The sequence below is a fragment of the Citrobacter sp. RHB25-C09 genome, from assembly GCF_013836145.1.
Taxonomy (GTDB): Bacteria; Pseudomonadota; Gammaproteobacteria; order Enterobacterales; family Enterobacteriaceae; genus Citrobacter_A.
On record NZ_CP057483.1, the window covers coordinates 315,605 to 338,093 of the forward strand.

The following is a 22,489-nucleotide window of genomic DNA, read 5'->3' on the forward strand; positions in this document are numbered from 1 at the left end:
AAACAGGAAGACAACCATGTCCGTTCATATTGATAGAGACGTGATTAATGCGCTAATTGAAGGTCGCTTTTCAGACCCTTTTTCTGTGCTTGGAATGCACCAAACCGCTGCCGGACTTGAAGTCCGTGCCCTTTTACCTGATGCCACTGAAGTGTGGGTGATCGAACCTAAAACCGGACGTAAAGTCGGCAAACTGGAATGTTTCGATTCCCGTGGTTTTTTCAGTGGCGTTTTAGCTCGTCGTAAAAATCCTTTCCGCTATCAGCTTGCCGTTTCCTGGCATGGTCAGCAGAACCTCATTGACGATCCTTACCGCTTTGGTCCGTTGATTCAGGAAATGGATGTCTGGCTGTTATCCGAAGGCACCCATTTACGTCCGTATGAAACGCTCGGTGCGCACGCGGACACGATGGATGGCGTCACGGGGACGCGTTTTTCCGTCTGGGCGCCGAATGCACGCCGTGTTTCGGTCGTCGGGGAGTTTAACTACTGGGATGGTCGTCGCCACCCCATGCGCCTGCGTAAAGAGAGCGGCATCTGGGAACTGTTTATCCCCGGCGCACAGCAGGGCCAGCTCTATAAATATGAAATCATTGACGCCAACGGCAACCTTCGGGTTAAAGCCGACCCTTACGCATTTGAAGCGCAGATGCGTCCGGAAACCGCCTCAATGATCTGCGGATTACCGGAAAAGGTGGTGCAGACTGAGGAGCGCAAAAAGGCGAATCAGTTTGATGCTCCCATCTCTATCTACGAAGTGCATCTCGGCTCATGGCGTCGCCACACCGACAACAACTTCTGGCTGAGCTACCGCGAACTGGCGGACCAACTGATCCCGTATGTGAAATGGATGGGCTTTACCCATATCGAGCTGTTGCCGGTGAACGAACACCCGTTTGACGGCAGTTGGGGGTATCAACCGACCGGTCTGTATGCTCCCACTCGCCGCTTTGGCACCCGCGACGATTTCCGCTATTTCGTCAACGCCGCGCACCAGGCAGGCCTCAATGTCATTCTTGACTGGGTACCAGGCCATTTCCCGTCCGATGACTTTGGTCTGGCGGAATTCGATGGAACCAAACTGTACGAACACAGCGACCCGCGCGAAGGCTATCACCAGGACTGGAATACCCTGATCTACAACTACGGTCGCCGTGAAGTCAGTAATTACCTGGTGGGGAATGCGCTGTACTGGATTGAACGCTTCGGCATTGATGCTCTGCGTGTGGATGCGGTGGCCTCGATGATCTACCGCGACTACAGCCGCAAGCAGGGCGAATGGATCCCGAACGAATTTGGTGGACGCGAAAACCTTGAAGCGATTGAGTTCTTACGCAATACCAACCGTATTCTCGGCGAGCAGGTTCCCGGTGCGGTAAGCATGGCCGAAGAGTCTACGGATTTTGCCGGCGTTTCCCGACCGCAGGATATGGGCGGCCTTGGCTTCTGGTACAAGTGGAACCTGGGCTGGATGCACGACACGCTCGACTACATGAAACTGGACCCGATTCACCGTCAGTATCACCACGACAAACTCACCTTCGGCATGCTTTATAACTACACTGAGAACTTTGTTCTGCCGTTGTCGCATGACGAAGTGGTCCACGGTAAGAAATCGATTCTTGACCGTATGCCGGGCGACGCCTGGCAGAAGTTTGCCAACCTGCGCGCCTATTACGGCTGGATGTGGGCCTTCCCCGGCAAGAAACTCCTGTTTATGGGCAATGAGTTTGCCCAGGGGCGCGAATGGAACCATGACACCAGTCTCGACTGGCACCTGCTGGAAGGCGGCGATAACTGGCATCACGGCGTACAGCGTCTGGTGCGCGATCTCAACCAGACCTATCGCCATCATAAAGCGCTGCATGAGCTCGACTTCGATTCCTATGGTTTCGAATGGCTGGTGGTGAATGACAATGAGCGTTCGGTGCTGATCTTTGTGCGCCGTGACAAAGCCGGGAATGAGATCATTGTCGCCAGTAACTTCACTCCAGTGCCGCGCCACGATTACCGCTTCGGCGTGAATCAGGCGGGTAAGTGGCGCGAGATTCTCAATACCGACTCAATGCACTACCACGGAAGCAACGTCGGTAACGGCGGGGCGGTGCAGACCGATCAAATTGAAAGCCATGGTCGTCCGCAGTCGCTCAGCCTTACGCTGCCGCCGCTGTCGACTATCTGGCTGATGCGGGAGGGCGAATGACGAAACTGGCCACCGGCAGCGCCACACCTCATGGCGCAACGTATGACGGGCACGGCGTAAACTTTACGCTGTTTTCCGTTCATGCCGAGCGCGTTGAGCTGTGCGTGTTTGACGAGATGGACAATGAACAGCGTTACGATCTGCCGGGGCGCACCGGCGATGTCTGGCACGGCTATTTGGCCAATGCCCGTCCCGGCTTGCGCTACGGCTATCGCGTGCATGGTCCCTGGGAGCCTGCTCAGGGACACTGGTTTAATCCGGCGAAGCTGTTGATTGACCCCTGCGCGCGTCGCGTAGAAGGTGAGCTGAACGATAACCCGCTGCTGCATGCGGGTTATGACGCGCCGGACCATCGTGACAATGCGGCCATTGCGCTGAAGAGCGTGGTGACCGCCGATCGTTATGACTGGGAAGACGACACCCCGCCGCGCACGCCGTGGGGTAAAACCGTGATCTATGAAGCCCATGTTAAGGGCTTAACTTTCTTGCATCCGGAAATTCCCCAGGAGATACGCGGCACGTATAAAGCGCTCGCCCACCCGGTGATGATCCGCTATCTCCAGCGTCTTGGCATTACCGCGCTGGAGCTGCTGCCGGTGGCACATTTTGCCAGCGAGCCGCGTCTGCAACATCTCGGCTTGTCCAATTACTGGGGCTATAACCCCGTTGCGCTGTTTGCCGTACATCCGGCCTATGCCTGTTCGCCAGAGACGGCGCTGGATGAATTTCGCGATGCGGTCAAAGCGCTGCACAAGGCGGGTATTGAGGTCATTCTCGACATCGTGCTGAACCACAGCGCGGAGTTGGATCTGGACGGACCTCTTTTCTCCCTGCGCGGAATCGACAACCGTAGCTATTATTGGATAAGGGAAGATGGCGATTACCACAACTGGACCGGCTGCGGTAACACACTCAACCTGAGTCATCCCGGCGTGGTGGAGTATGCCTGTGAATGTCTGCGCTACTGGGTGGAAACCTGCCACGTGGACGGTTTTCGCTTTGATTTGGCGTCGGTAATGGGCCGTACGCCCGAATTTCGCCAGGATGCGCCGCTATTTACAGCGATTAAAAATTGCCCGGTATTGTCGGCGGTGAAGTTGATTGCAGAACCCTGGGACATCGGCGAAGGCGGCTATCAGGTGGGGAACTTCCCCGCCCCGTTTGCGGAGTGGAACGATCATTATCGCGATGCGATTCGTCGGTTCTGGCTGCAGCGTAATGTTTCATTGGGTGAATTTGCCGGGCGTTTCGCCGCCTCCAGCGATGTCTTTAAGCATCAGGATCGAAAACCCAGTGCTTCGGTGAATCTGGTGACGGCCCACGATGGATTTACGCTCAGAGACTGTGTTTGTTTCAATCAGAAGCACAATGAGGCAAATGGTGAGGAAAATCGGGACGGAACCGACAATAACCACACCAATAATCATGGTAAAGAAGGATTAGGCGGTTCGCTGGAAATTATCGAGCGTCGGCGCGATAGCATTCATGCCATGTTGACGTCGCTTTTACTCTCCCAGGGAACGCCGATGTTGCTGGCGGGTGACGAACACGGTCACAGCCAGCACGGCAACAATAACGCCTACTGCCAGGACAATGCGCTGACCTGGCTGGACTGGTCGCAGGCAAGCAGCGGGTTGATCGACTTTACCGCTGCATTGATTCGTCTGCGGCAGCAAATCCCGGCGCTGGTGGGGGACCATTGGTGGGAAGAGGGCGATGGTAACGTACGCTGGTTGAACCGCTACGCACGGCCATTAAGCGCTGATGAGTGGCAAAACGGGCCGAAACAGATGCAGATTTTGCTGTCGGATCGTTTTCTGATCGCCATCAATGCCACGCTTGAAGTCACGGAGATTGTGTTACCTGAAGGGGAGTGGCGTGCAGTTCCCCCATTTGCCGGAGAGGATAATCCGGTAGTTATGGCTGTCTGGCCGGGACCTGCGCATGGATTGTGCGTGTTCCAGAGATGATAAAAAAGGAGTTAGTCATGGTGAGTTTAGAGAAGAACGATCGTTTGATGTTGGCGCGCCAGTTGCCATTGAAGTCTGTTGCCCTGATTCTTGCAGGTGGTCGTGGTACTCGTCTGAAAGATTTAACCAACAAGCGCGCTAAGCCGGCCGTTCACTTTGGCGGTAAGTTTCGCATTATTGATTTTGCTTTATCGAACTGTCTTAACTCCGGGATCCGCCGGATTGGCGTGATCACCCAATATCAGTCTCACACTCTGGTACAGCATATTCAGCGCGGCTGGTCGTTTTTTAGCGAAGAGATGAATGAGTTCGTCGACCTGCTGCCAGCGCAACAAAGAATGCAGGGCGAAAACTGGTACCGGGGTACCGCTGACGCCGTTACACAGAACCTGGACATCATTCGCCGCTACAAGGCGGAGTACGTGGTCATTCTCGCAGGCGATCATATTTACAAACAGGACTACTCGCGCATGCTGATCGACCACGTCGAAAAGGGCGCGCGCTGCACCGTAGCCTGTATGCCTGTGCCGATTGAAGAAGCCAGCGCCTTTGGCGTAATGGCAGTCGATGAATCCGACAAGATTATCGAGTTTGTAGAAAAACCGGCGAATCCGCCTGCGATGCCCGGCGACGCGACCAAATCGCTCGCCAGTATGGGGATCTATATTTTTGATGCCGATTACCTCTATGAACTGCTGGAAGAAGACGACAATTGCGATGCTTCCAGCCACGACTTTGGTAAAGACATTATTCCAAAGGTGACGAAAGCGGGGCTGGCCTATGCGCATCCATTCCCCCTGTCCTGTGTACAGTCCGATCCGGAGTCAGAGCCATACTGGCGTGATGTGGGAACGCTGGAAGCCTACTGGAAAGCGAACCTCGATCTGGCCTCGGTGACCCCTGAACTCGATATGTACGATCAGAACTGGCCGATTCGCACGCATATGGAATCGTTACCGCCGGCAAAATTCGTTCAGGATCGCTCGGGGAGTCACGGGATGACACTGAACTCACTGGTTTCCGGCGGCTGTATTATCTCCGGTTCTGTGGTCGTGCAGTCCGTGCTGTTCCCGCGTGTGCGGGTCAATTCATTCTGTAATATCGATTCGTCAGTATTGTTACCCGAGGTCTGGATCGGGCGCTCATGCCGTTTGCGTCGATGCATTATCGATCGCGCCTGCGTTATCCCGGAAGGCATGGTAATCGGTGAAAACGCGGAAGAAGATGCTCGTCGCTTCTACCGTTCTGAAGAAGGCATAGTACTGGTCACGCGTGAAATGCTGCGCAAGTTGCAGGTTAAACAGGAGCGATAATGCAGGTTTTACACGTATGTTCGGAAATGTTTCCCCTGCTGAAAACAGGTGGACTGGCAGATGTTATTGGGGCGTTGCCTGCGGCGCAAATTGAGGATGGTGTGGATGCTCGCGTGCTGCTTCCTGCTTTCCCGGACATTCGTCGTGGCATCCCGGACGCGCAGGTTGTTTCGCGTCGGGATTCGTTCGCGGGCAGAATAAGTCTGTTGTTCGGCCACTACAATGGTGTGGGGATCTATCTGATCGATGCCCCGCACCTGTATGACCGTCCGGGAAGTCCGTATCACGACACCAATTTGTTTGCGTACACCGATAATGTGCTGCGCTTTGCCCTGTTGGGGTGGGTGGGCTGCGAAATGGCCTGCGGCCTTGATCCATTCTGGCGCCCGGATGTGGTGCATGCGCATGACTGGCATGCGGGTCTGGCACCGGCGTATCTGGCGGCGCGCGGGCGTCCGGCGAAGTCGGTCTTTACCGTACACAACCTGGCCTATCAAGGCATGTTTTATGCACAGCATATGAATGACATCCAACTGCCATGGTCATTCTTTAACATGCACGGCTTAGAGTTTAACGGGCAGATCTCGTTCCTGAAGGCCGGTTTGTATTATGCCGACCATATCACAGCGGTCAGCCCGACCTATGCGCGGGAGATCACCGAGCCGCAGTTTGCGTATGGGATGGAAGGCCTGCTGCAACAGCGCCATCGCGAAGGACGTCTTTCCGGCGTACTGAACGGGGTGGATGAGAAGATCTGGAGTCCTGAAACGGATCTTTTACTGACGTCGTGCTATACGCGCGACACGCTGGAAGATAAGGCGGAGAACAAACGCCAACTGCAGGTTGCGATGGGGTTGAAGGTCAACGACAAGGCGCCGCTGTTTGCCGTCGTCAGCCGACTGACCAGTCAGAAAGGGCTGGACCTGGTGCTGGAGGCATTGCCAGGTTTACTGGAACAGGGTGGACAACTGGCGTTGTTGGGAGCAGGCGATCCGGTGTTGCAGGAAGGTTTCCTTGCCGCAGCGGCGCAGCATCCTGGGCAGGTCGGGGTGCAGATTGGTTATCACGAAGCCTTCTCACACCGCATTATGGGCGGCGCGGACGTTATTCTGGTGCCCAGCCGCTTTGAGCCGTGTGGCTTAACGCAACTTTATGGATTGAAGTACGGCACGCTGCCGTTAGTTCGGAGAACGGGGGGGCTGGCGGATACGGTATCCGACAGCTCACTGGAAAACCTTGCGGACGGTATTGCCAGCGGATTTGTCTTTGAGGACAGCAATGCTGTGTCATTGCTTCGGGCGATCCGACGGGCCTTCGTGTTGTGGTCCAGACCTTCGCTCTGGCGGTTTGTGCAACGACAAGCGATGGCGATGGATTTTAGCTGGCATGTCGCGGCGAAGTCATACCGCGAGCTGTACTATCGCTTGAAATAGTTATCCAGGAATCACCTATTATGAATGCTCCATTTTCCTATGCATCACCGACACTGAGCGTAGAAGCGCTTAAGCACTCTATCGCCTATAAGCTGATGTTCACCATTGGCAAAGACCCGGTCATTGCCAATAAGCATGAATGGCTGAACGCGACGCTGTTTGCGGTGCGCGATCGCCTTGTGGAGCGCTGGCTGCGTTCTAACCGTGCGCAATTATCCCAGGAAACCCGCCAGGTTTATTATTTGTCGATGGAATTCCTGATTGGCCGCACTCTGTCCAATGCACTGTTATCGTTGGGTATTTATGACGATGTTAAAGGCGCGCTGGAAGAGATGGGGTTAGATCTTGAAGAGCTGATCGATGAAGAAAATGACCCCGGTCTGGGGAACGGTGGCCTCGGGCGTCTGGCAGCCTGTTTCCTGGATTCACTGGCAACCTTAGGCCTTCCGGGGCGTGGCTACGGCATCCGCTACGACTACGGTATGTTCAAGCAGAACATCGTCGACGGACGACAAAAAGAGTCGCCGGATTACTGGCTGGAATACGGGAACCCGTGGGAATTCAAACGGCATAATACCCGTTACAAAGTCCGCTTTGGCGGGCGTATCCAGCAGGAAGGCAAGAAAACGCGCTGGATTGAAACCGAAGAGATCCTTGCGGTCGCCTACGACCAGATTATCCCCGGTTACGACACCGACGCGACTAATACGCTGCGCCTGTGGAATGCGCAGGCCAGTAGCGAAATCAACCTCGGTAAGTTCAACCAGGGCGATTACTTTGCAGCCGTGGAGGATAAAAACCACTCCGAGAACGTGTCGCGAGTCCTTTATCCGGATGACTCAACCTATTCCGGTCGTGAACTGCGTCTGCGTCAGGAATATTTCCTCGTCTCTTCGACGATACAGGACATTCTGAGCCGCCATTATCAGTTGCATAAGACCTACGACAACCTGGCGGATAAGATCGCCATTCACCTGAATGACACCCACCCGGTACTGTCGATTCCTGAATTAATGCGTCTGTTGATCGACGAGCATAAATTCAGCTGGGATGACGCGTTTGAAGTCTGCTGCCAGGTCTTCTCGTACACCAACCATACGTTGATGAGCGAAGCGCTGGAGACCTGGCCGGTTGATATGCTGGGCAAAATCCTGCCGCGTCATTTGCAGATCATTTTTGAGATTAATGACTACTTCCTGAAAACGTTGCAGGACCATTATCCGAATGACACTGCTCTGCTGGGACGCGCATCGATCATTGATGAATCCAATGGCCGTCGTGTGCGTATGGCGTGGCTTGCAGTGGTGGTGAGCCATAAGGTTAACGGCGTCTCCGAGTTGCACTCGAACCTGATGGTTCAGTCGCTGTTTGCCGATTTTGCGAAAATCTTCCCGACGCGCTTCTGCAACGTGACGAACGGCGTTACGCCGCGTCGCTGGCTGGCGCTAGCGAATCCGCCGCTGTCGGAAGTGCTGGATGACAATATTGGCCGCACATGGCGCACAGACTTAAGCCAACTGAGCGAACTGACGCAACATGTTGATTTCCCGACGGTGAACAAAGCGGTTCGCGACGCCAAGCTGCTGAACAAAAAGCGTCTGGCCGTGTACATCGCCCAGCATCTCAACGTGGTGACGAACCCGAAAGCCCTGTTTGATGTGCAAATCAAACGTATCCACGAGTACAAACGTCAGCTTATGAATGTGCTGCATGTGATTACTCGCTACAACCGGATCAAAGCCGATCCGGATGCAGACTGGGTACCGCGTGTGAATATCTTTGCCGGTAAGGCCGCTTCGGCGTACTACATGGCAAAACACATCATTCACCTGATCAATGACGTGGCGGCGGTGGTGAATAACGATCCGCAGATTGGCGACAAGCTGAAGATCGTGTTTATCCCGAACTATAGCGTGAGTCTGGCACAATTGATCATTCCGGCGGCAGATCTCTCCGAGCAGATTTCGCTGGCAGGGACGGAGGCGTCCGGCACCAGTAACATGAAGTTTGCGCTGAACGGGGCGTTGACCATCGGTACGCTGGACGGGGCGAACGTTGAAATGCGCGAACACGTCGGCGAGGAGAATATCTTTATCTTCGGTAACACCGCAGAAGAGGTTGAGGAACTGCGCAGAAAAGGTTACAAGCCGCGTGAGTATTACGAACAGGACGACGAGCTGCGCCAGGTGTTGACGCAAATCGCCACCGGGGTGTTTAGCCCTGAAGAGCCTGGGCGCTACCGCGATCTGGTGGACTCGCTGATTAACTTTGGCGATCACTATCAGGTGTTGGCGGATTACCGTAGCTATGTCGATTGCCAGGACAAGGTAGACGAACTGTATGGTCGTCCGGAAGAGTGGACCGCGAAAGCGATGCTGAATATCGCCAACATGGGCTATTTCTCTTCTGACCGGACCATCAAAGAGTATGCCGATGCCATCTGGCATATTGATCCGGTGCGGTTGTAACGACGGGGTGCCGGGGGCGCTTTGCTTGCCCGGCCTACGTTCGAACCGTAGGCCGGATAAGGCGTTAGCCGTCGTCCGGCATGACTGATTACGACGCCAGCGAAAGCTGGTGTTTTTCTATGTATGCTGCCAACCACTGGGTCATACGGGACTGCTGCTCGGCGTTGAGCCACATCCCCTCTTTGGTACGACGCCACAATGCATCGGCTGCGCGGCGCACCCATTCATGATCTACCAGATACTTCAGCTCTGCTTCGTAAAACTCATGACCGAAATCTTCGCCTAAATCGGCTACAGAAGTGGCTTCACCGAGGATCCATTCTGTGTTGCTGCCGTAGGTACGTGAATAGTGACGCGCCAGTGATTCGGTGAGGAAAGGATAACGACGGCGGAGTTTGGCCGCGTAATCTTCGCGATCCCCGCCGATCTCACCACCAGGGAGTACGCAATCTTTGGTCCACGCCGGGCCAATGCCCTGATAGTACGTAGCCAGTTTTTCCATCGCATGCTCAGCCAGTTTGCGGTAAGTGGTCAGCTTGCCGCCGAACACGGAAAGCAGGGGGGCTTTGCCATTTTCGTCGTGAATATCCAGCGTGTAGTCACGGGTGATCGCCTGCGGCGAATCCGACTCATCATCACACAGCGGACGCACGCCGGAGTAAGTCCAGACGATGTCGTCCCGGCCAAGTTGTTTTTTAAAGTGTGCGTTGTAGACCTTCAGCAGATAATTAATTTCGCTCTCGTCGATTTTCACCGCTTTCGGGTCGCCTTTGTACTCGACGTCGGTGGTGCCGATGATCGAGAACTCATCCATCCACGGAATGACAAACACAATGCGCTTGTCTTCGTTTTGCAGAATATAGGCCTGTTTCTGTGTATGGACGCGTGGCACCACGATATGGCTGCCTTTGATCAGGCGAATACCATACGGCGACGGCAGATGCATCCCTTCGTCAAAGAACTCTTTCACCCACGGGCCGGTGGCGTTGACCAGACCGCGCGCTTGCCAGGTATATTTTTTACCGGTATCGATATCTTCCGCTTCAACAATCCACAGGCCGTTTTCACGGCGCGCTGAGGTCGCGCGGGTGCGGGTTAATATCTCACCGCCTTTTTGTACCACCATCTGCGCGTTTGCCAGAACCAGACGTGCATCGTCTACCCAGCAGTCAGAATATTCGAAACCGCGCACGATTTCTGGTTTCAGCACGGAATCTGCGCCAAAACGCAAACCGGTGGAGCCGGGTAAACTGGTGCGTTTGCCCAGGTGGTCGTACATAAATAGGCCAATGCGGATCATCCACGCCGGACGCAAATGCGGACGGTGCGGCAGACGAAAGCGCATTGGAAAGGCGATGTGCGGGGCCATTTTCAAAAGCACTTCGCGCTCGGCCAGCGCTTCACTGACCAGACGAAATTCATAGTGCTCAAGGTAGCGCAAGCCACCGTGAATGAGTTTTGAACTGGCGGAGGAGGTCGCGCAAGCGAGATCCTGTGCTTCCAGCATCAGCACGGATAAACCGCGTCCAGCGGCGTCTGCCGCGATACCGGCACCGTTAATACCTCCACCTATCACAATCAGATCTTTGGTTTCCATGCTGCCCTCTACGCTTTCGTTAAAGCTCATAAATGTTCGTTATCGAGCATAATAGCAAAGAAACGCGCCCTTGGTAACATCGAATAAACAATTTACAGTGATACATATAACATTATGGTGTTTACTGACCGTCGCGACGTACACTGAGCGTTAAAATGGGTTACCTGCATAAGAAAGAAGAGAAGATATGGATCAGTTTGAATGTATTAATGTCGAAGAAGCGCATCAGAAGCTGCACCAGGGCGCGGCCGTATTGGTTGATATCCGCGATCCGCAAAGTTTTGCCATGGGACACACCCCGCAGGCGTTTCATCTGACCAACGACACGTTGGGCGCGTTTATGCGCGATCATGATTTTGACACTGTGGTGATGGTGATGTGCTATCACGGCAACAGCAGTAAAGGCGCGGCGCAATATCTGCTTCAACAAGGCTATGACGCGGTTTACAGTGTGGACGGGGGGTTTGACGCCTGGCATCGCCATTTCCCTGCTGAAGTAGCGCACGGTGCGTAAACCAACAAAGATGCAGCCTGAATGCGGAAGGGCCTATATACTGTCTTTTTTTGTGTGGGATAAGCGACAGCAACAATGTTGATGATTACCTCTTTTGCTAACCCCCGCGTGGCGCAGGCGTTTGTCGATTATATGGCAACGCAGGGCGTTATCCTGACCATTCAACAGCATCAGCAAAGCGATGTCTGGCTGGCGGATGAATCCCAGGCGGAGCGCGTTCAGGCGGAGTTAGCGCGTTTTCTGGAAAACCCCGGCGATCCGCGCTATCTGGCGGCGAGCTGGCAGTCCGGACATACCGGTAGCGGGCTGCGCTATCAACGTTTTCCCTTTTTAGCCACCCTGCGTGAACGGGCGGGGCCTGTCACCTGGGCGATCATGGCGGCCTGCGTGCTGGTGTTTATCGTCATGCAAATTGTTGGCGATCAGACCGTGATGGTCTGGCTGGCCTGGCCGTTCGATCCGTCGTTAAAATTCGAGCTTTGGCGCTATTTCACCCATGCCTTTATGCACTTTTCGCTGATGCACATCCTCTTCAACCTGCTCTGGTGGTGGTATCTGGGCGGCGCGGTGGAAAAGCGGTTGGGCAGCGGAAAACTGATTGTCATAACTGTCATCAGCGCGCTGCTGAGCGGCTATGTGCAACACAAATTTAGCGGCCCGTGGTTTGGTGGGTTGTCTGGCGTGGTGTATGCGCTGATGGGCTACGTGTGGCTCCGTGGCGAGCGCGATCCGCAAAGCGGCATCTTCCTTCAGCGTGGGTTAATTATTTTTGCACTCATTTGGATTGTCGCCGGATGGTTTGATTTGTTTGGGATGTCGATGGCTAACGGCGCGCATGTTGCCGGGTTGGCGGTCGGTCTGGCGATGGCTTTGGTTGATTCGCTACACGCGCGAAAACGAACATAATTCCAGGGAACAACAATGAAACAAACACAACGACATGACGCGATCATTGAACTGGTAAAAAAACAGGGATACGTCAGCACAGAAGAACTGGTTGAACATTTCTCCGTGAGCCCTCAGACAATTCGCCGGGACCTCAACGATCTGGCCGATCAGAACATGATCCTGCGGCATCATGGCGGCGCGGCGTTGCCGTCCAGTTCGGTCAACACGCCCTGGCACGATCGTAAAGCCACGCAGACGGCGGAAAAAGAGCGCATTGCACGTAAGGTCGCGACTCAAATCCCTAACGGTTCGACGCTGTTTATTGATATCGGTACTACCCCAGAGGCCGTGGCACATGCGCTGCTCGACCACAGCAATTTGCGTATTGTGACCAACAATCTCAACGTCGCGAACACATTGATGGTGAAGGATGATTTCCGCATTATTCTCGCGGGCGGCGAGCTTCGCAGTCGTGACGGCGGAATTATTGGCGAAGCCACGCTCGACTTTATCTCACAGTTCCGTCTGGACTTTGGCATTCTGGGGATCAGCGGTATCGACAGCGACGGCTCCCTGCTGGAGTTCGACTATCACGAAGTGCGGACCAAGCGCGCGATTATTGAGAATTCCCGCCACGTTATGCTGGTGGTCGATCACTCAAAGTTTGGTCGTAACGCGATGGTGAATATGGGCAGTATCAGCCTGGTGGACGCGGTGTATACCGATACGCTTCCGCCTGCGGGCGTGCTCCAGGTCATTACGGATCACCATATTCAGTTAGAGCTGTGCTGAGGTTTTTTTGTCGGATGGCGGCTTCGCCTTATCCGGCCTATGGATTGTGGTTTTGTAGGCCCGGTAAGCGGAGCGCCACCGGGCAGGATTACACGCCGTAGCCCATCATTTTCAACAGCTGCTGCGCGTGCTGTACCGCGTCCTGACGGTGTGCCACGCCGAGCTTCTGATACAAGTTGCGGATGTGCGTCTTGATGGTGGTGGCCGCCACGGCCAGTTCGCCGGCGATCTGCTCGTTGCTGTAGCCAGAGTAAATCAACCCCAGCACCTGCCATTCGCGCTGCGTCAGCGGACTGGTGCGGATAAGCTCTGGCACTTCTGGATGGTTCAGCAGACGTTCAACAAATCCTTCATCAAAATGGGCGAACTTATGGCGATGATGCTGGTTAATTTCCCGCAGAATACGCTGGGCGCGATGCTGATCCAACTCCGGTAAGGTATTAAGCTGAATGAGCTGGCGTAGCTGCTGCGCCATCGCCTCACCTTCTATTACGAAATGGCTAATGAAACCGGTGCGGTTGGCGAGTTGCAGGGCATCAAGCAATACGCGCTGGGCGTCGTTTTTCCGTCCGGCCTGCCAGTACAATTGGTTAAGCAGCAGCAGGTTACGGTTCAGATCGCTCATCAGGCGCAGGCTGCGCGCGTTTTCATTCAGCTCTTCCAGTACGATTTCAGCGGGTTCAAACTCGCCTAGCAGGATCTGCGCCCTGGCAATGTTGCGCCACTGGCTTTGCAGGAAATGGTTATTGGCAAATTCTGGTTTTGGCGTGTGACGCAGCCAGTTGGCGGCGGAGTTTTTGTCACCCGTCATCTGCCAGTAAATGACCCGTACTTTATCGGCATTGGAGATCCAGTCACTGTGGTAATGACCGTTGCCGAGCAGGTTTTCCAGACGGTTAAGATGGCTGCGAGCGTTGTCCAGGTCACCGCGCGCCAGCGAGCATTGCACCAGAAGTGCCAGACACTGTAACTGCTGTTGCGGCTGGAAGGCAGAAAGCACGGCCATTCCGCTACGTGCGGAGGCTTCGGCCTCATCCAGACGCGCCCATGCCCATAGCAGTTGCGCACGGATGCGGACCAGAAACTCATGCATCGGCAATTGCTCCAGATGCTGATCTTTAATCAACTGAAACGCTTTTTCCTGGGTTTCCCATGCGGCCTGTAAAAAGCCCTGGGCAAAGAGAATTTCACTTTGCTGAATCAGACTCCAGAGCGCGTAGTGCCAGACATCGTGATGTCGCGCCATCTGCTCGGTTTGTTGCATCAGGGTCAGCGAACGGGACAGATCGCCTTTGCAGTGCAGGACTTCTCCAAGAACTGAAGTCGCGACTATACGGCTGTAATACAGGGCAATTGGCAGCTCATCAAGCGCCAGTTTCGCCAGGTGCTCTGCTTCATCGGGATTGCCATCGTTGATGGCGACCTGAGCGCGCAGCGCATTAAATTCCGCATGCAGCGTGCCGTCCATCACCCCTTTGATCTCTTGCTCGGCGCGGGCCAGCAGGTTGTTCACTTCGCTATAGCGGTGCTGACTCTGCATCAGCCAGGCCTGGAGCAGCACCAGACGGGGACTTTCCAGCAGGCTTTCCCACGGTAGCGCTTTTAAAGACTCTTCAAGCAGCGCCAGTTCGCTGTGGTTAAACAGCCCCCACGCGTGGTTCAACAAAATATCGCGCAGCATGTGGGCATCGCCTGCCGCCAGGGCATGATGGATAGCTTCGCTGGGGAAGCCCTGAGCCATCCAGCTTTCGGCGGCGGCGCGGTGAATATCAGGCAGTTCGGTTGCCAGTTCCCACTGGCAACGCTGGCGCAGGAAGCTACCAAACAGCGGGTGATAGCTGAACCATTCGCCGGTGTCGTCCATCCTTTGCAGGAAAAGCCCCTGACGCTCGATCTCCTCCAGACGCATCTGGCCGTTTTCTTCACCGGTCACGCGGACGATTAGTGCATCATTCATAGAGCGCAGAATCGCGCTTTTCAGCAAAAAATGACGCGTACTAAGATCCACGCTGTCGAGGACTTCATCGACCAGATAGTCGGAAAGGTGGCTGGCATTGATACCCGCCAGACGGCGAGCAGACTGATGTGCAGAGTTATTATTCTGCCGCGCGGACAATGCGATTAGCTGTAAAGCGGTCGCCCAGCCCGCCACGTCATCGCACATTCGACTGCTTTCAGCGGCTTCGATTGGCGATGTCAGACGGCGGTCAAAAAATTGTTTGGCTTCCTGATGATTAAATGCCAACTGCTGACTACCAATCTCCAGCAGCTGATCGCGCACGCGCAGGTTGGCGATCCCCAACTGCGGTAAATTTCGCGACAACACCACCAGCGTCAGATTTTCGGGCTGGTGGCGCAGGAAGAAGCGCATAGATTCATGAATCACCGGATTGGTGATCAGATGATAGTCGTCGATAACCAGAAACAGCGGGCGGTGCCATTCAGCCAGTTCAATAAAGAGCTGTGCGAAAAGCGAGGTCAGGCTGACATACTGCCGTTTTTGCACCATGACTTCGCTGGTGGTGCAATGGCCATTGGTGGCCTGCTGGATGGCAGCAATCAGATAGCTGGCAAAACGCTCTTGCTGGTTATCACCTTCATCCAGTGAATACCAACCGAGTTCATTTTTTCCGGCTGCCCATTGCGAAACAAAGGTGGTTTTCCCATAACCCGCAGGGCTCGTGATCAGGACCAGCCTGAAATTGTTCGCGCCGGAAAGTTTAGCCAGCAGGCGCTCACGAACCACCGTATGGTCGAGTCGAACCGGACGACTTAGTTTGGACGGAATCAACATAGTTAGCACTTCACTGTGGAAAAATGGGGGACTTCGATTTTTTTTGCGCTTCGTAATTAATAGATATAAGTTCGGCCAGAAAGCTTTTTAATGCAAGTTAAGCGGACTTTTTGTGTGTCTGAATTTGCACTCTGTCACAAATCTAAATAACTAAAGAAAAATTTGCTTTTAATCTGGCGCAAGGCGCATGCCGTCTGGCCTGGTGAGGAAGTGCGCATGTGGTAAATAATGCTGCTTCATTCACAAGGTTATTGCTTTTTTTAAAGAAAGCGCAGTTTAAATGTGACCTGGATATAATTTAGCGCGAATGTTCTGATATCTTTTTGATATTTCAGGTTAGAAACTATTTCCCCATTAACACATTTTTTCTTCGCCCTTTCCTTGCCATATTCCACGGGCTTTTTCGTTTCTCCTTGTCATGCTTTTTTTGCCCGATTTCTGCGCGATTGCGCTACCTTTGAGTGGCGGCGATCACACTTTTACGCTCATCCCTACCACTCCTCCCCGCCTAATCCCCAACGGGATGAGGAAGGTCAACATTGAGCCAGGCAAACTAGCGATAACGTTGTACGATTACCAAAGGATCAGGAATTCCTATGTCACAGCCAACTTTCAATAAAGATCAGTTTCAAACGGCCCTGACACGTCAGTGGCAGCGCTTCGGTTTAGCATCTGCATCAGAAATGACCTCTCATCAATGGTGGCAAGCGGTCAGCGGCACGCTGGCGGAATTGCTGAACGCACAACCTGCGGCGAAACCGGCGAAAAACCAACGCCATGTGAACTACATCTCGATGGAGTTCCTGATCGGTCGACTGACCGGTAACAACCTGCTCAATCTGGGCTGGTATGAAGGCGTGAGCGATGCGCTGAAAGCGCATAACGTGAGTCTGACCGACCTCTTGGAAGAGGAAATAGACCCGGCGTTAGGAAACGGCGGCCTTGGTCGTCTGGCAGCCTGTTTCCTTGATTCAATGGCCACCGTGGGCCAGTCCGCGACCGGTTATGGCCTGAACTACCAGTACGGCCTGTTCCGCCAATCTTTTGCCGATGGCCAGCAACAGGAAGCGCCGGATGACTGGCATCGCGGGATCTATCCGTGGTTCCGTCATAACGCGCAACTGGATGTTCAGGTTGGCATTGGTGGTAAGGTGACTAAAGACGGTCGCTGGGAGCCGGGTTTTGTGATTACGGGCCAGGCGTGGGATCTTCCCGTGCTCGGTTATCGTAACGGCGTCGCGCAACCGCTGCGCCTGTGGCAGGCGACGCATGCCCATCCGTTCAACCTGACTAAATTCAATGACGGTGATTTCCTGCGTGCAGAGCAGCAGGGCATCGACGCCGATAAACTGACCAAAGTGCTCTACCCGAACGACAACCATACGGCGGGAAAAAAACTGCGCCTGATGCAGCAGTACTTCCAGTGTGCCTGTTCCGTCGCGGATATTTTGCGTCGTCATCATCTTGCCGGGCGCAAACTGCGTGAACTGGCGGATTACGAAGTTATCCAGTTGAACGACACACACCCGACCATCGCGATTCCGGAACTGCTGCGCGTGCTGCTCGACGAGCATCAGTTGAGCTGGGATGACGCCTGGGCGATCACCACCAAAACCTTCGCTTACACCAACCACACGCTGATGCCGGAAGCGCTGGAGTGCTGGGATGAGAAGCTGATTAAAGCCCTGCTGCCGCGTCATATGCAGATCATCAAAACGATTAACGATCGCTTTAAGACGCTGGTGGATAAGACCTGGCCTGGCGACAAGCAGGTTTGGGCGAAGCTGGCGGTGGTTCACGACAAACAGGTGCGCATGGCGAACATGTGCGTGGTGAGCGGTTTTGCGGTTAACGGCGTGGCAGCGCTGCACTCCGACCTGGTAGTGAAAGATCTGTTCCCGGAATACCACCAGCTGTGGCCGAACAAATTCCATAACGTCACCAACGGCATCACCCCGCGCCGCTGGATCAAACAGTGCAACCCGGCGCTTGCCGCGCTGTTTGATAAAACGCTGAAGAAAGAGTGGGCGAACGATCTCGATCAGTTAATCAACCTTGAGAAGTACGCTGACGACGCGAAATTCCGTCAAACCTGGCGCGATATCAAACAGGCTAACAAGGTTCGCCTGGCCGAATTCGTAAAAGTGCGTACCGGCATCGACATCAACCCGCAGGCGATTTTCGATATTCAGATTAAGCGTCTGCACGAGTACAAACGTCAGCATCTCAATCTGCTGCACATTCTGGCGCTGTACAAAGAGATTCGTGAAAACCCACAGGCTGACCGCGTTCCGCGCGTGTTCCTGTTTGGAGCGAAAGCGGCGCCGGGCTATTACCTGGCGAAGAATATTATCTATGCAATTAATAAAGTTGCTGAGGTCATCAACAACGATCCGAAGATTGGCGACAAGCTGAAAGTGGTCTTCCTGCCGGATTACTGCGTATCGGCGGCGGAATTGCTGATCCCGGCGGCGGATATCTCCGAGCAGATCTCCACAGCGGGCAAAGAGGCTTCCGGTACCGGCAACATGAAGCTGGCGCTCAACGGTGCGCTAACCGTCGGGACGCTGGACGGGGCCAACGTTGAAATCGCCGAAAAGGTCGGTGACGAGAATATCTTTATCTTTGGTCATACCGTGGAAGAGGTGAAGTCGCTGAAGGCCAAGGGCTACGACCCGGTGAAATGGCGTAAGAAAGATAAAGTGCTGGATGCGGTGCTGAAAGAGCTGGAAAGCGGGAAGTACAGCGACGGTGATAAGCACGCCTTCGACCAGATGCTGCACAGTATCGGCAAGCAGGGCGGCGATCCGTACCTGGTGATGGCGGATTTCGCTGCCTACGTCGAAGCGCAGAAACAGGTTGATGTGCTGTACCGTGACCAGGACGCCTGGACGCGTGCGGCGATCCTGAACTCCGCGCGTTGCGGCATGTTCAGCTCCGATCGCTCGATCCGTGATTACCAGACCCGTATCTGGCAGGCAAAACGCTAAGGGAACGCGATGGATAGCAAACGTCTCGATAATGCCGCCCTGGCGGCGGGGATCAGTCCCAATTATATCAATGCCCACGGCAAGCCGCAGTCAATTGGTGCCGAAACCAAGCGGCGTTTGCTCGACGCGATGCACCGCTCTGCCCCTACCCTAAAGGTGGCGGTAGCGCCTGTGCCAAACGTCATGGTCTATACGGCCGGGAAAAAGATGCCACTGGCAGTAGAGGGTAGCGGTGAATTTGAGTGGCTTTTGACGACGGAAGAGGGGGAGCAATTCAAAGGTCACGCCACCGGAGGGAAGGCGTTTAACCTGCCGGCGAAGCTGCCGCTAGGCTACCACACGCTGACGCTGAGGCAGGGGGAGACGCGGAGCCACTGCCGCATCATCGTCGCGCCTAAGCGCTGCTATGAGCCGCAGGCGTTGCTGACCGGGCAAAAGCTATGGGGCGCCTGTGTGCAGCTTTACACGCTGCGTTCTGAACGTAACTGGGGAATAGGCGACTTCGGCGATCTTAAATCGATGCTGACGGACGTGGCAAAACGCGGCGGGTCGTTTATTGGTCTGAACCCGATCCACGCGCTTTATCCGGCGAATCCAGAAAGCGCCAGTCCTTACAGCCCCTCTTCGCGCCGCTGGCTGAACGTTATTTATATCGACGTCAACGCGGTTGAAGATTTCCACCTGAGCAAAGAGGCGCAGGCATGGTGGAAGATGCCAACGACGCAGCAGACGCTGCAACAGGCGCGTAAAGCCGACTGGGTTGATTATGCTACCGTGACCGCGCTGAAAATGGCGGCGCTGCGTATGGCGTGGAAAGGGTTTTCCGGGCGCGATGATGAGCAAATGGCGGCGTTTCGTGAATTCGTGGCGCAGGAGGGCGAGAGCCTCTACTGGCAGGCTGCGTTTGATGCTCTGCATGCCCAACAGGTAAAAGAAGATGAACTGCGCTGGGGCTGGCCGGTCTGGCCGGAAGCGTATCAGTCGGTGGACACGCCGGAGGTGAAGGCGTTCTGTGAAACCCATCGCGACGAGGTGGATTTCTACCTCTGGCTGCAGTGGCTGGCCTACAGCCAGTTTGCCGCCTGCTGGGAAACCTGTCAGGGCTTCGACATGCCGATTGGCCTGTATCGTGACCTGGCGGTGGGCGTGGCGGAAGGCGGTGCGGAAACGTGGTGCGACCGCGAATTGTACTGCCTGAAAGCCTCCGTGGGTGCGCCGCCGGATATTCTCGGCCCACTCGGGCAGAACTGGGGCCTGCCGCCGATGGATCCGCATATCATCACTGCGCGAGCCTACGAACCGTTTATCGAACTGCTGCGCGCCAATATGCAGAACTGCGGCGCGCTGCGAATTGACCACGTGATGTCCATGTTGCGTTTGTGGTGGATCCCGTATGGGGAAACCGCCGACCACGGCGCGTATGTTCACTATCCGGTTGACGACCTGCTGTCGATTCTGGCACTGGAAAGCCAGCGTCATCAGTGTATGGTGATCGGAGAAGATCTGGGTACCGTGCCGGTAGAGATTGTCGGTAAGCTGCGCAGCAGCGGTGTGTATTCGTATAAAGTCCTCTACTTTGAGAATGACCATGAGAAGAACTACCGTGCGCCGAAAGCGTACCCGGAACAATCAATGGCTGTCGCGACGACGCATGACCTTCCTACGCTCAGAGGCTACTGGGAAAGCGGCGATCTGACGCTCGGCAAAACGCTGGGACTGTATCCTGATGAAGTGGTGCTGCGCGGTCTGTATCAGGATCGCGAACTGGCGAAGCAGGGGCTCCTCGACGCGCTGCATAAGTATGGCTGTCTGCCAAAGCGCGCCGGGCATAAGGCTTCGCTGATGTCGATGACGCCGACGCTGAATCGCGGGATGCAGCGCTATATCGCCGACAGTAACAGTGCGCTGTTAGGGCTACAGCCGGAAGACTGGCTGGATATGGCTGAACCGGTCAATATTCCGGGCACCAGCTATCAGTACAAGAACTGGCGTCGCAAATTGTCGACAACCCTTGAAGCGATGTTTGCCGATGATTCGGTGAATAAGCTGATTAAGGATCTGGATAAGCGGCGAAAAGCGGCAGCGAAGGCCACGAAGAAGAAGTAAAACAAAACCCGCCTGTTTCAAAGGCGGGTTTTTTTATGGTCTTGCTTTGTGTGCCGGATAAAACGCTTCGCGTCGCCATCCGGCATAAAGACAACTATCAGACCACCGTTCCCAGCAGCAGACAGCCAATCAGGCCGCAGACAGAGATAATGGTTTCCAGCATTGACCAGGACTTGATTGTCTCGCCGATGGTCAGGTTAAAGTACTCTTTGAACAGCCAGAAGCCGGGATCGTTCACGTGAGAGAAGATAACGCTACCGGAACCTACAGCGATAACCATCAGCTCAGGGCTGACGCCAGAAGTCGCAATCAGCGGCGCCACGATACCCCCGGCAGTAATTGCCGCAACGGTTGCAGAACCCAGCGCGATACGCAGAACGGCAGCGATAGACCATGCCATCAGGAGCGGAGAGATATTGGTATCGTGCATCATGGAGGCGATGTATTTGTCGACGCCACTGTCCACGAGGACCTGTTTGAACGCCCCGCCACCACCGATGATCAACAGCATCATCGCGATGATTTTGATGGAAGAGGTCAGCGTATCGTTAATCTGATCCATTGAACGACCACGGTTCAGACCGAAGGTGAACAGGGCGATCAGTACCGCAATCAGGGTCGCCATCACCGGATCACCCAGGAACTCAGCGACGCGCAGGAACGCGTGACCTTTCGGCAGGACCATTTCAGCGACTGCACGCATTGCCATCAGCACAACCGGCACCAGGGAGGTCCAGACGCTGACGCCAAAGCTCGGCATCTCTTCTTCAGTAAAGGTTTTCGCGCTGTACAGACCTTCCGGGATGGGCTTATCAATGCCTTTCAGACAGCGAGCAAAGACCGGCCCCGCCAGAATAACGGTCGGGATTGCGAGAATGGTACCAAACAGCAGGGTTTTACCCATATCGGCCTGGAAAATAGTGGCGATAGCGGTCGGACCCGGGTGCGGCGGCAGGAAACCGTGGGTCACAGAAAGCGCAGCGGCCATCGGTACACCAACATACAACAGCGGGATGTTCGCCGCCGCAGCAATGGTAAACACCAGCGGCAGCATCAGGACGAAGCCCACTTCATAGAACAGCGCGAAGCCGACAGTGAAGCCCGTTAATACCACGGCCCACTGAATGTGCTTCTTACCAAACTTGGCAATCAGCGTGGTGGCGATACGCTGAGCGCCGCCGCAGTCTGCCAGCATTTTGCCGAGCATGGCGCCAAAACCCATAATGAGCGCCAGACTTCCGAGCGTACCGCCGACGCCGGCTTTGATGGAGCCGATAACTTTATCCAGCGGCATGCCTTGCATTAATCCAACAGCAAGCGCCACCAGGACGAGAGCGATGAAACCGTTCATTTTGAAGCGGATCATCAGGAGTAATAACAAGATTACACCGATAGCAACGATGACTAATGGCATGATTTAC

Annotated in this window: 13 protein-coding genes; 10 read left to right on the forward strand and 3 right to left on the reverse strand. The window is 54.8% G+C overall.

Going from position 1 to position 22,489, the window contains the following annotated elements:
* Nucleotides 1-16: 16 nt before the first annotated feature.
* Genes glgB through glgP form a run of 5 tightly spaced genes read left to right on the forward strand, consistent with a single transcriptional unit; the run spans nt 17 to nt 9,387 of the window.
* Nucleotides 17-2,203, forward strand: coding sequence for a 1,4-alpha-glucan branching enzyme (glgB, locus tag HVY19_RS01425; protein WP_181682666.1), 2,187 nt, complete (start codon nt 17-19; stop codon nt 2,201-2,203).
* Complete coding sequence (glgX, locus tag HVY19_RS01430) at nt 2,200-4,173, forward strand: glycogen debranching protein GlgX (protein ID WP_181682667.1); 1,974 nt, start codon at nt 2,200-2,202, stop codon at nt 4,171-4,173. Before glgB ends, glgX begins: the two co-directional genes overlap by 4 nt.
* A 17-nt stretch (nt 4,174-4,190) precedes the next feature.
* Nucleotides 4,191-5,486 (forward strand): glucose-1-phosphate adenylyltransferase, encoded by a 1,296-nt coding sequence (glgC, locus tag HVY19_RS01435; protein ID WP_181682668.1) that lies wholly within the window; start codon nt 4,191-4,193, stop codon nt 5,484-5,486.
* The gene (gene glgA, locus HVY19_RS01440; RefSeq protein ID WP_181682669.1) at nt 5,486-6,919 is read left to right on the forward strand and encodes a glycogen synthase GlgA; all 1,434 of its coding nucleotides are present in this window, start codon (nt 5,486-5,488) and stop codon (nt 6,917-6,919) included. Before glgC ends, glgA begins: the two co-directional genes overlap by 1 nt.
* A gap of 20 nt (nt 6,920-6,939) precedes the next feature.
* Entirely contained in the window at nt 6,940-9,387 is a 2,448-nt protein-coding gene (gene glgP, locus HVY19_RS01445) for a glycogen phosphorylase (RefSeq protein WP_181682670.1), read from the forward strand.
* An 88-nt stretch (nt 9,388-9,475) separates the two neighbouring features.
* Here glgP and glpD read toward each other — a convergent pair whose 3' ends face one another.
* Nucleotides 9,476-10,984 (reverse strand): glycerol-3-phosphate dehydrogenase, encoded by a 1,509-nt coding sequence (glpD, locus tag HVY19_RS01450; RefSeq protein WP_181684197.1) that lies wholly within the window; start codon nt 10,982-10,984, stop codon nt 9,476-9,478.
* Between the two features lie 187 nt (nt 10,985-11,171).
* Here glpD and glpE point away from each other — a divergent pair, with 187 nt between their 5' ends.
* From glpE to HVY19_RS01465, 3 genes are all read left to right on the forward strand, one after another.
* Complete coding sequence (gene glpE / locus HVY19_RS01455) at nt 11,172-11,498, forward strand: thiosulfate sulfurtransferase GlpE (protein WP_181682671.1); 327 nt, start codon at nt 11,172-11,174, stop codon at nt 11,496-11,498.
* A gap of 75 nt (nt 11,499-11,573) precedes the next feature.
* A complete protein-coding gene (glpG, locus tag HVY19_RS01460; RefSeq protein ID WP_181682672.1) occupies nt 11,574-12,404 on the forward strand; it encodes a rhomboid family intramembrane serine protease GlpG in 831 nt (276 codons plus the stop codon).
* A 15-nt stretch (nt 12,405-12,419) separates the two neighbouring features.
* Complete coding sequence (locus HVY19_RS01465; RefSeq protein WP_181682673.1) at nt 12,420-13,178, forward strand: DeoR/GlpR family transcriptional regulator; 759 nt, start codon at nt 12,420-12,422, stop codon at nt 13,176-13,178.
* Nucleotides 13,179-13,266: 88 nt separating this feature from the next.
* On the opposite strand, the gene malT is transcribed toward HVY19_RS01465, so the two are convergent.
* Entirely contained in the window at nt 13,267-15,972 is a 2,706-nt protein-coding gene (malT, locus tag HVY19_RS01470; RefSeq protein WP_181682674.1) for an HTH-type transcriptional regulator MalT, read from the reverse strand.
* 596 nt (nt 15,973-16,568) lie between these two features.
* Here malT and malP point away from each other — a divergent pair.
* Both malP and malQ read left to right on the forward strand, forming a co-directional pair.
* Nucleotides 16,569-18,962, forward strand: coding sequence for a maltodextrin phosphorylase (malP, locus tag HVY19_RS01475; protein WP_181682675.1), 2,394 nt, complete (start codon nt 16,569-16,571; stop codon nt 18,960-18,962).
* A 9-nt stretch (nt 18,963-18,971) separates the two neighbouring features.
* Nucleotides 18,972-21,068, forward strand: coding sequence for a 4-alpha-glucanotransferase (gene malQ / locus HVY19_RS01480; RefSeq protein ID WP_181682676.1), 2,097 nt, complete (start codon nt 18,972-18,974; stop codon nt 21,066-21,068).
* A 97-nt stretch (nt 21,069-21,165) separates the two neighbouring features.
* Here the strand turns inward: malQ and gntT are convergent, their stop codons facing one another.
* Nucleotides 21,166-22,482: a gluconate transporter gene (gene gntT / locus HVY19_RS01485; protein WP_181682677.1), complete on the reverse strand. Its 1,317-nt coding sequence runs from the start codon at nt 22,480-22,482 to the stop codon at nt 21,166-21,168.
* Nucleotides 22,483-22,489 lie beyond the last annotated feature (7 nt).

Bases quoted from the DNA above. Each gene is read 5' to 3' on its own strand.
- malP (WP_181682675.1), top strand. From the start codon at position 16,569: ATGTCACAGCCAACTTTCAATAAAGATCAGTTTCAAACGGCCCTGACA.
- glgA (WP_181682669.1), top strand. From the start codon at position 5,486: ATGCAGGTTTTACACGTATGTTCGGAAATGTTTCCCCTGCTGAAAACA.
- glpE (WP_181682671.1), top strand. From the start codon at position 11,172: ATGGATCAGTTTGAATGTATTAATGTCGAAGAAGCGCATCAGAAGCTG.
- glgC (WP_181682668.1), top strand. From the start codon at position 4,191: ATGGTGAGTTTAGAGAAGAACGATCGTTTGATGTTGGCGCGCCAGTTG.
- glgX (WP_181682667.1), top strand. From the start codon at position 2,200: ATGACGAAACTGGCCACCGGCAGCGCCACACCTCATGGCGCAACGTAT.
- glpD (WP_181684197.1), bottom strand. From the start codon at position 10,984: ATGGAAACCAAAGATCTGATTGTGATAGGTGGAGGTATTAACGGTGCC.
- glgP (WP_181682670.1), top strand. From the start codon at position 6,940: ATGAATGCTCCATTTTCCTATGCATCACCGACACTGAGCGTAGAAGCG.
- malQ (WP_181682676.1), top strand. From the start codon at position 18,972: ATGGATAGCAAACGTCTCGATAATGCCGCCCTGGCGGCGGGGATCAGT.
- glpG (WP_181682672.1), top strand. From the start codon at position 11,574: ATGTTGATGATTACCTCTTTTGCTAACCCCCGCGTGGCGCAGGCGTTT.
- malT (WP_181682674.1), bottom strand. From the start codon at position 15,972: ATGTTGATTCCGTCCAAACTAAGTCGTCCGGTTCGACTCGACCATACG.
- HVY19_RS01465 (WP_181682673.1), top strand. From the start codon at position 12,420: ATGAAACAAACACAACGACATGACGCGATCATTGAACTGGTAAAAAAA.
- glgB (WP_181682666.1), top strand. From the start codon at position 17: ATGTCCGTTCATATTGATAGAGACGTGATTAATGCGCTAATTGAAGGT.
- gntT (WP_181682677.1), bottom strand. From the start codon at position 22,482: ATGCCATTAGTCATCGTTGCTATCGGTGTAATCTTGTTATTACTCCTG.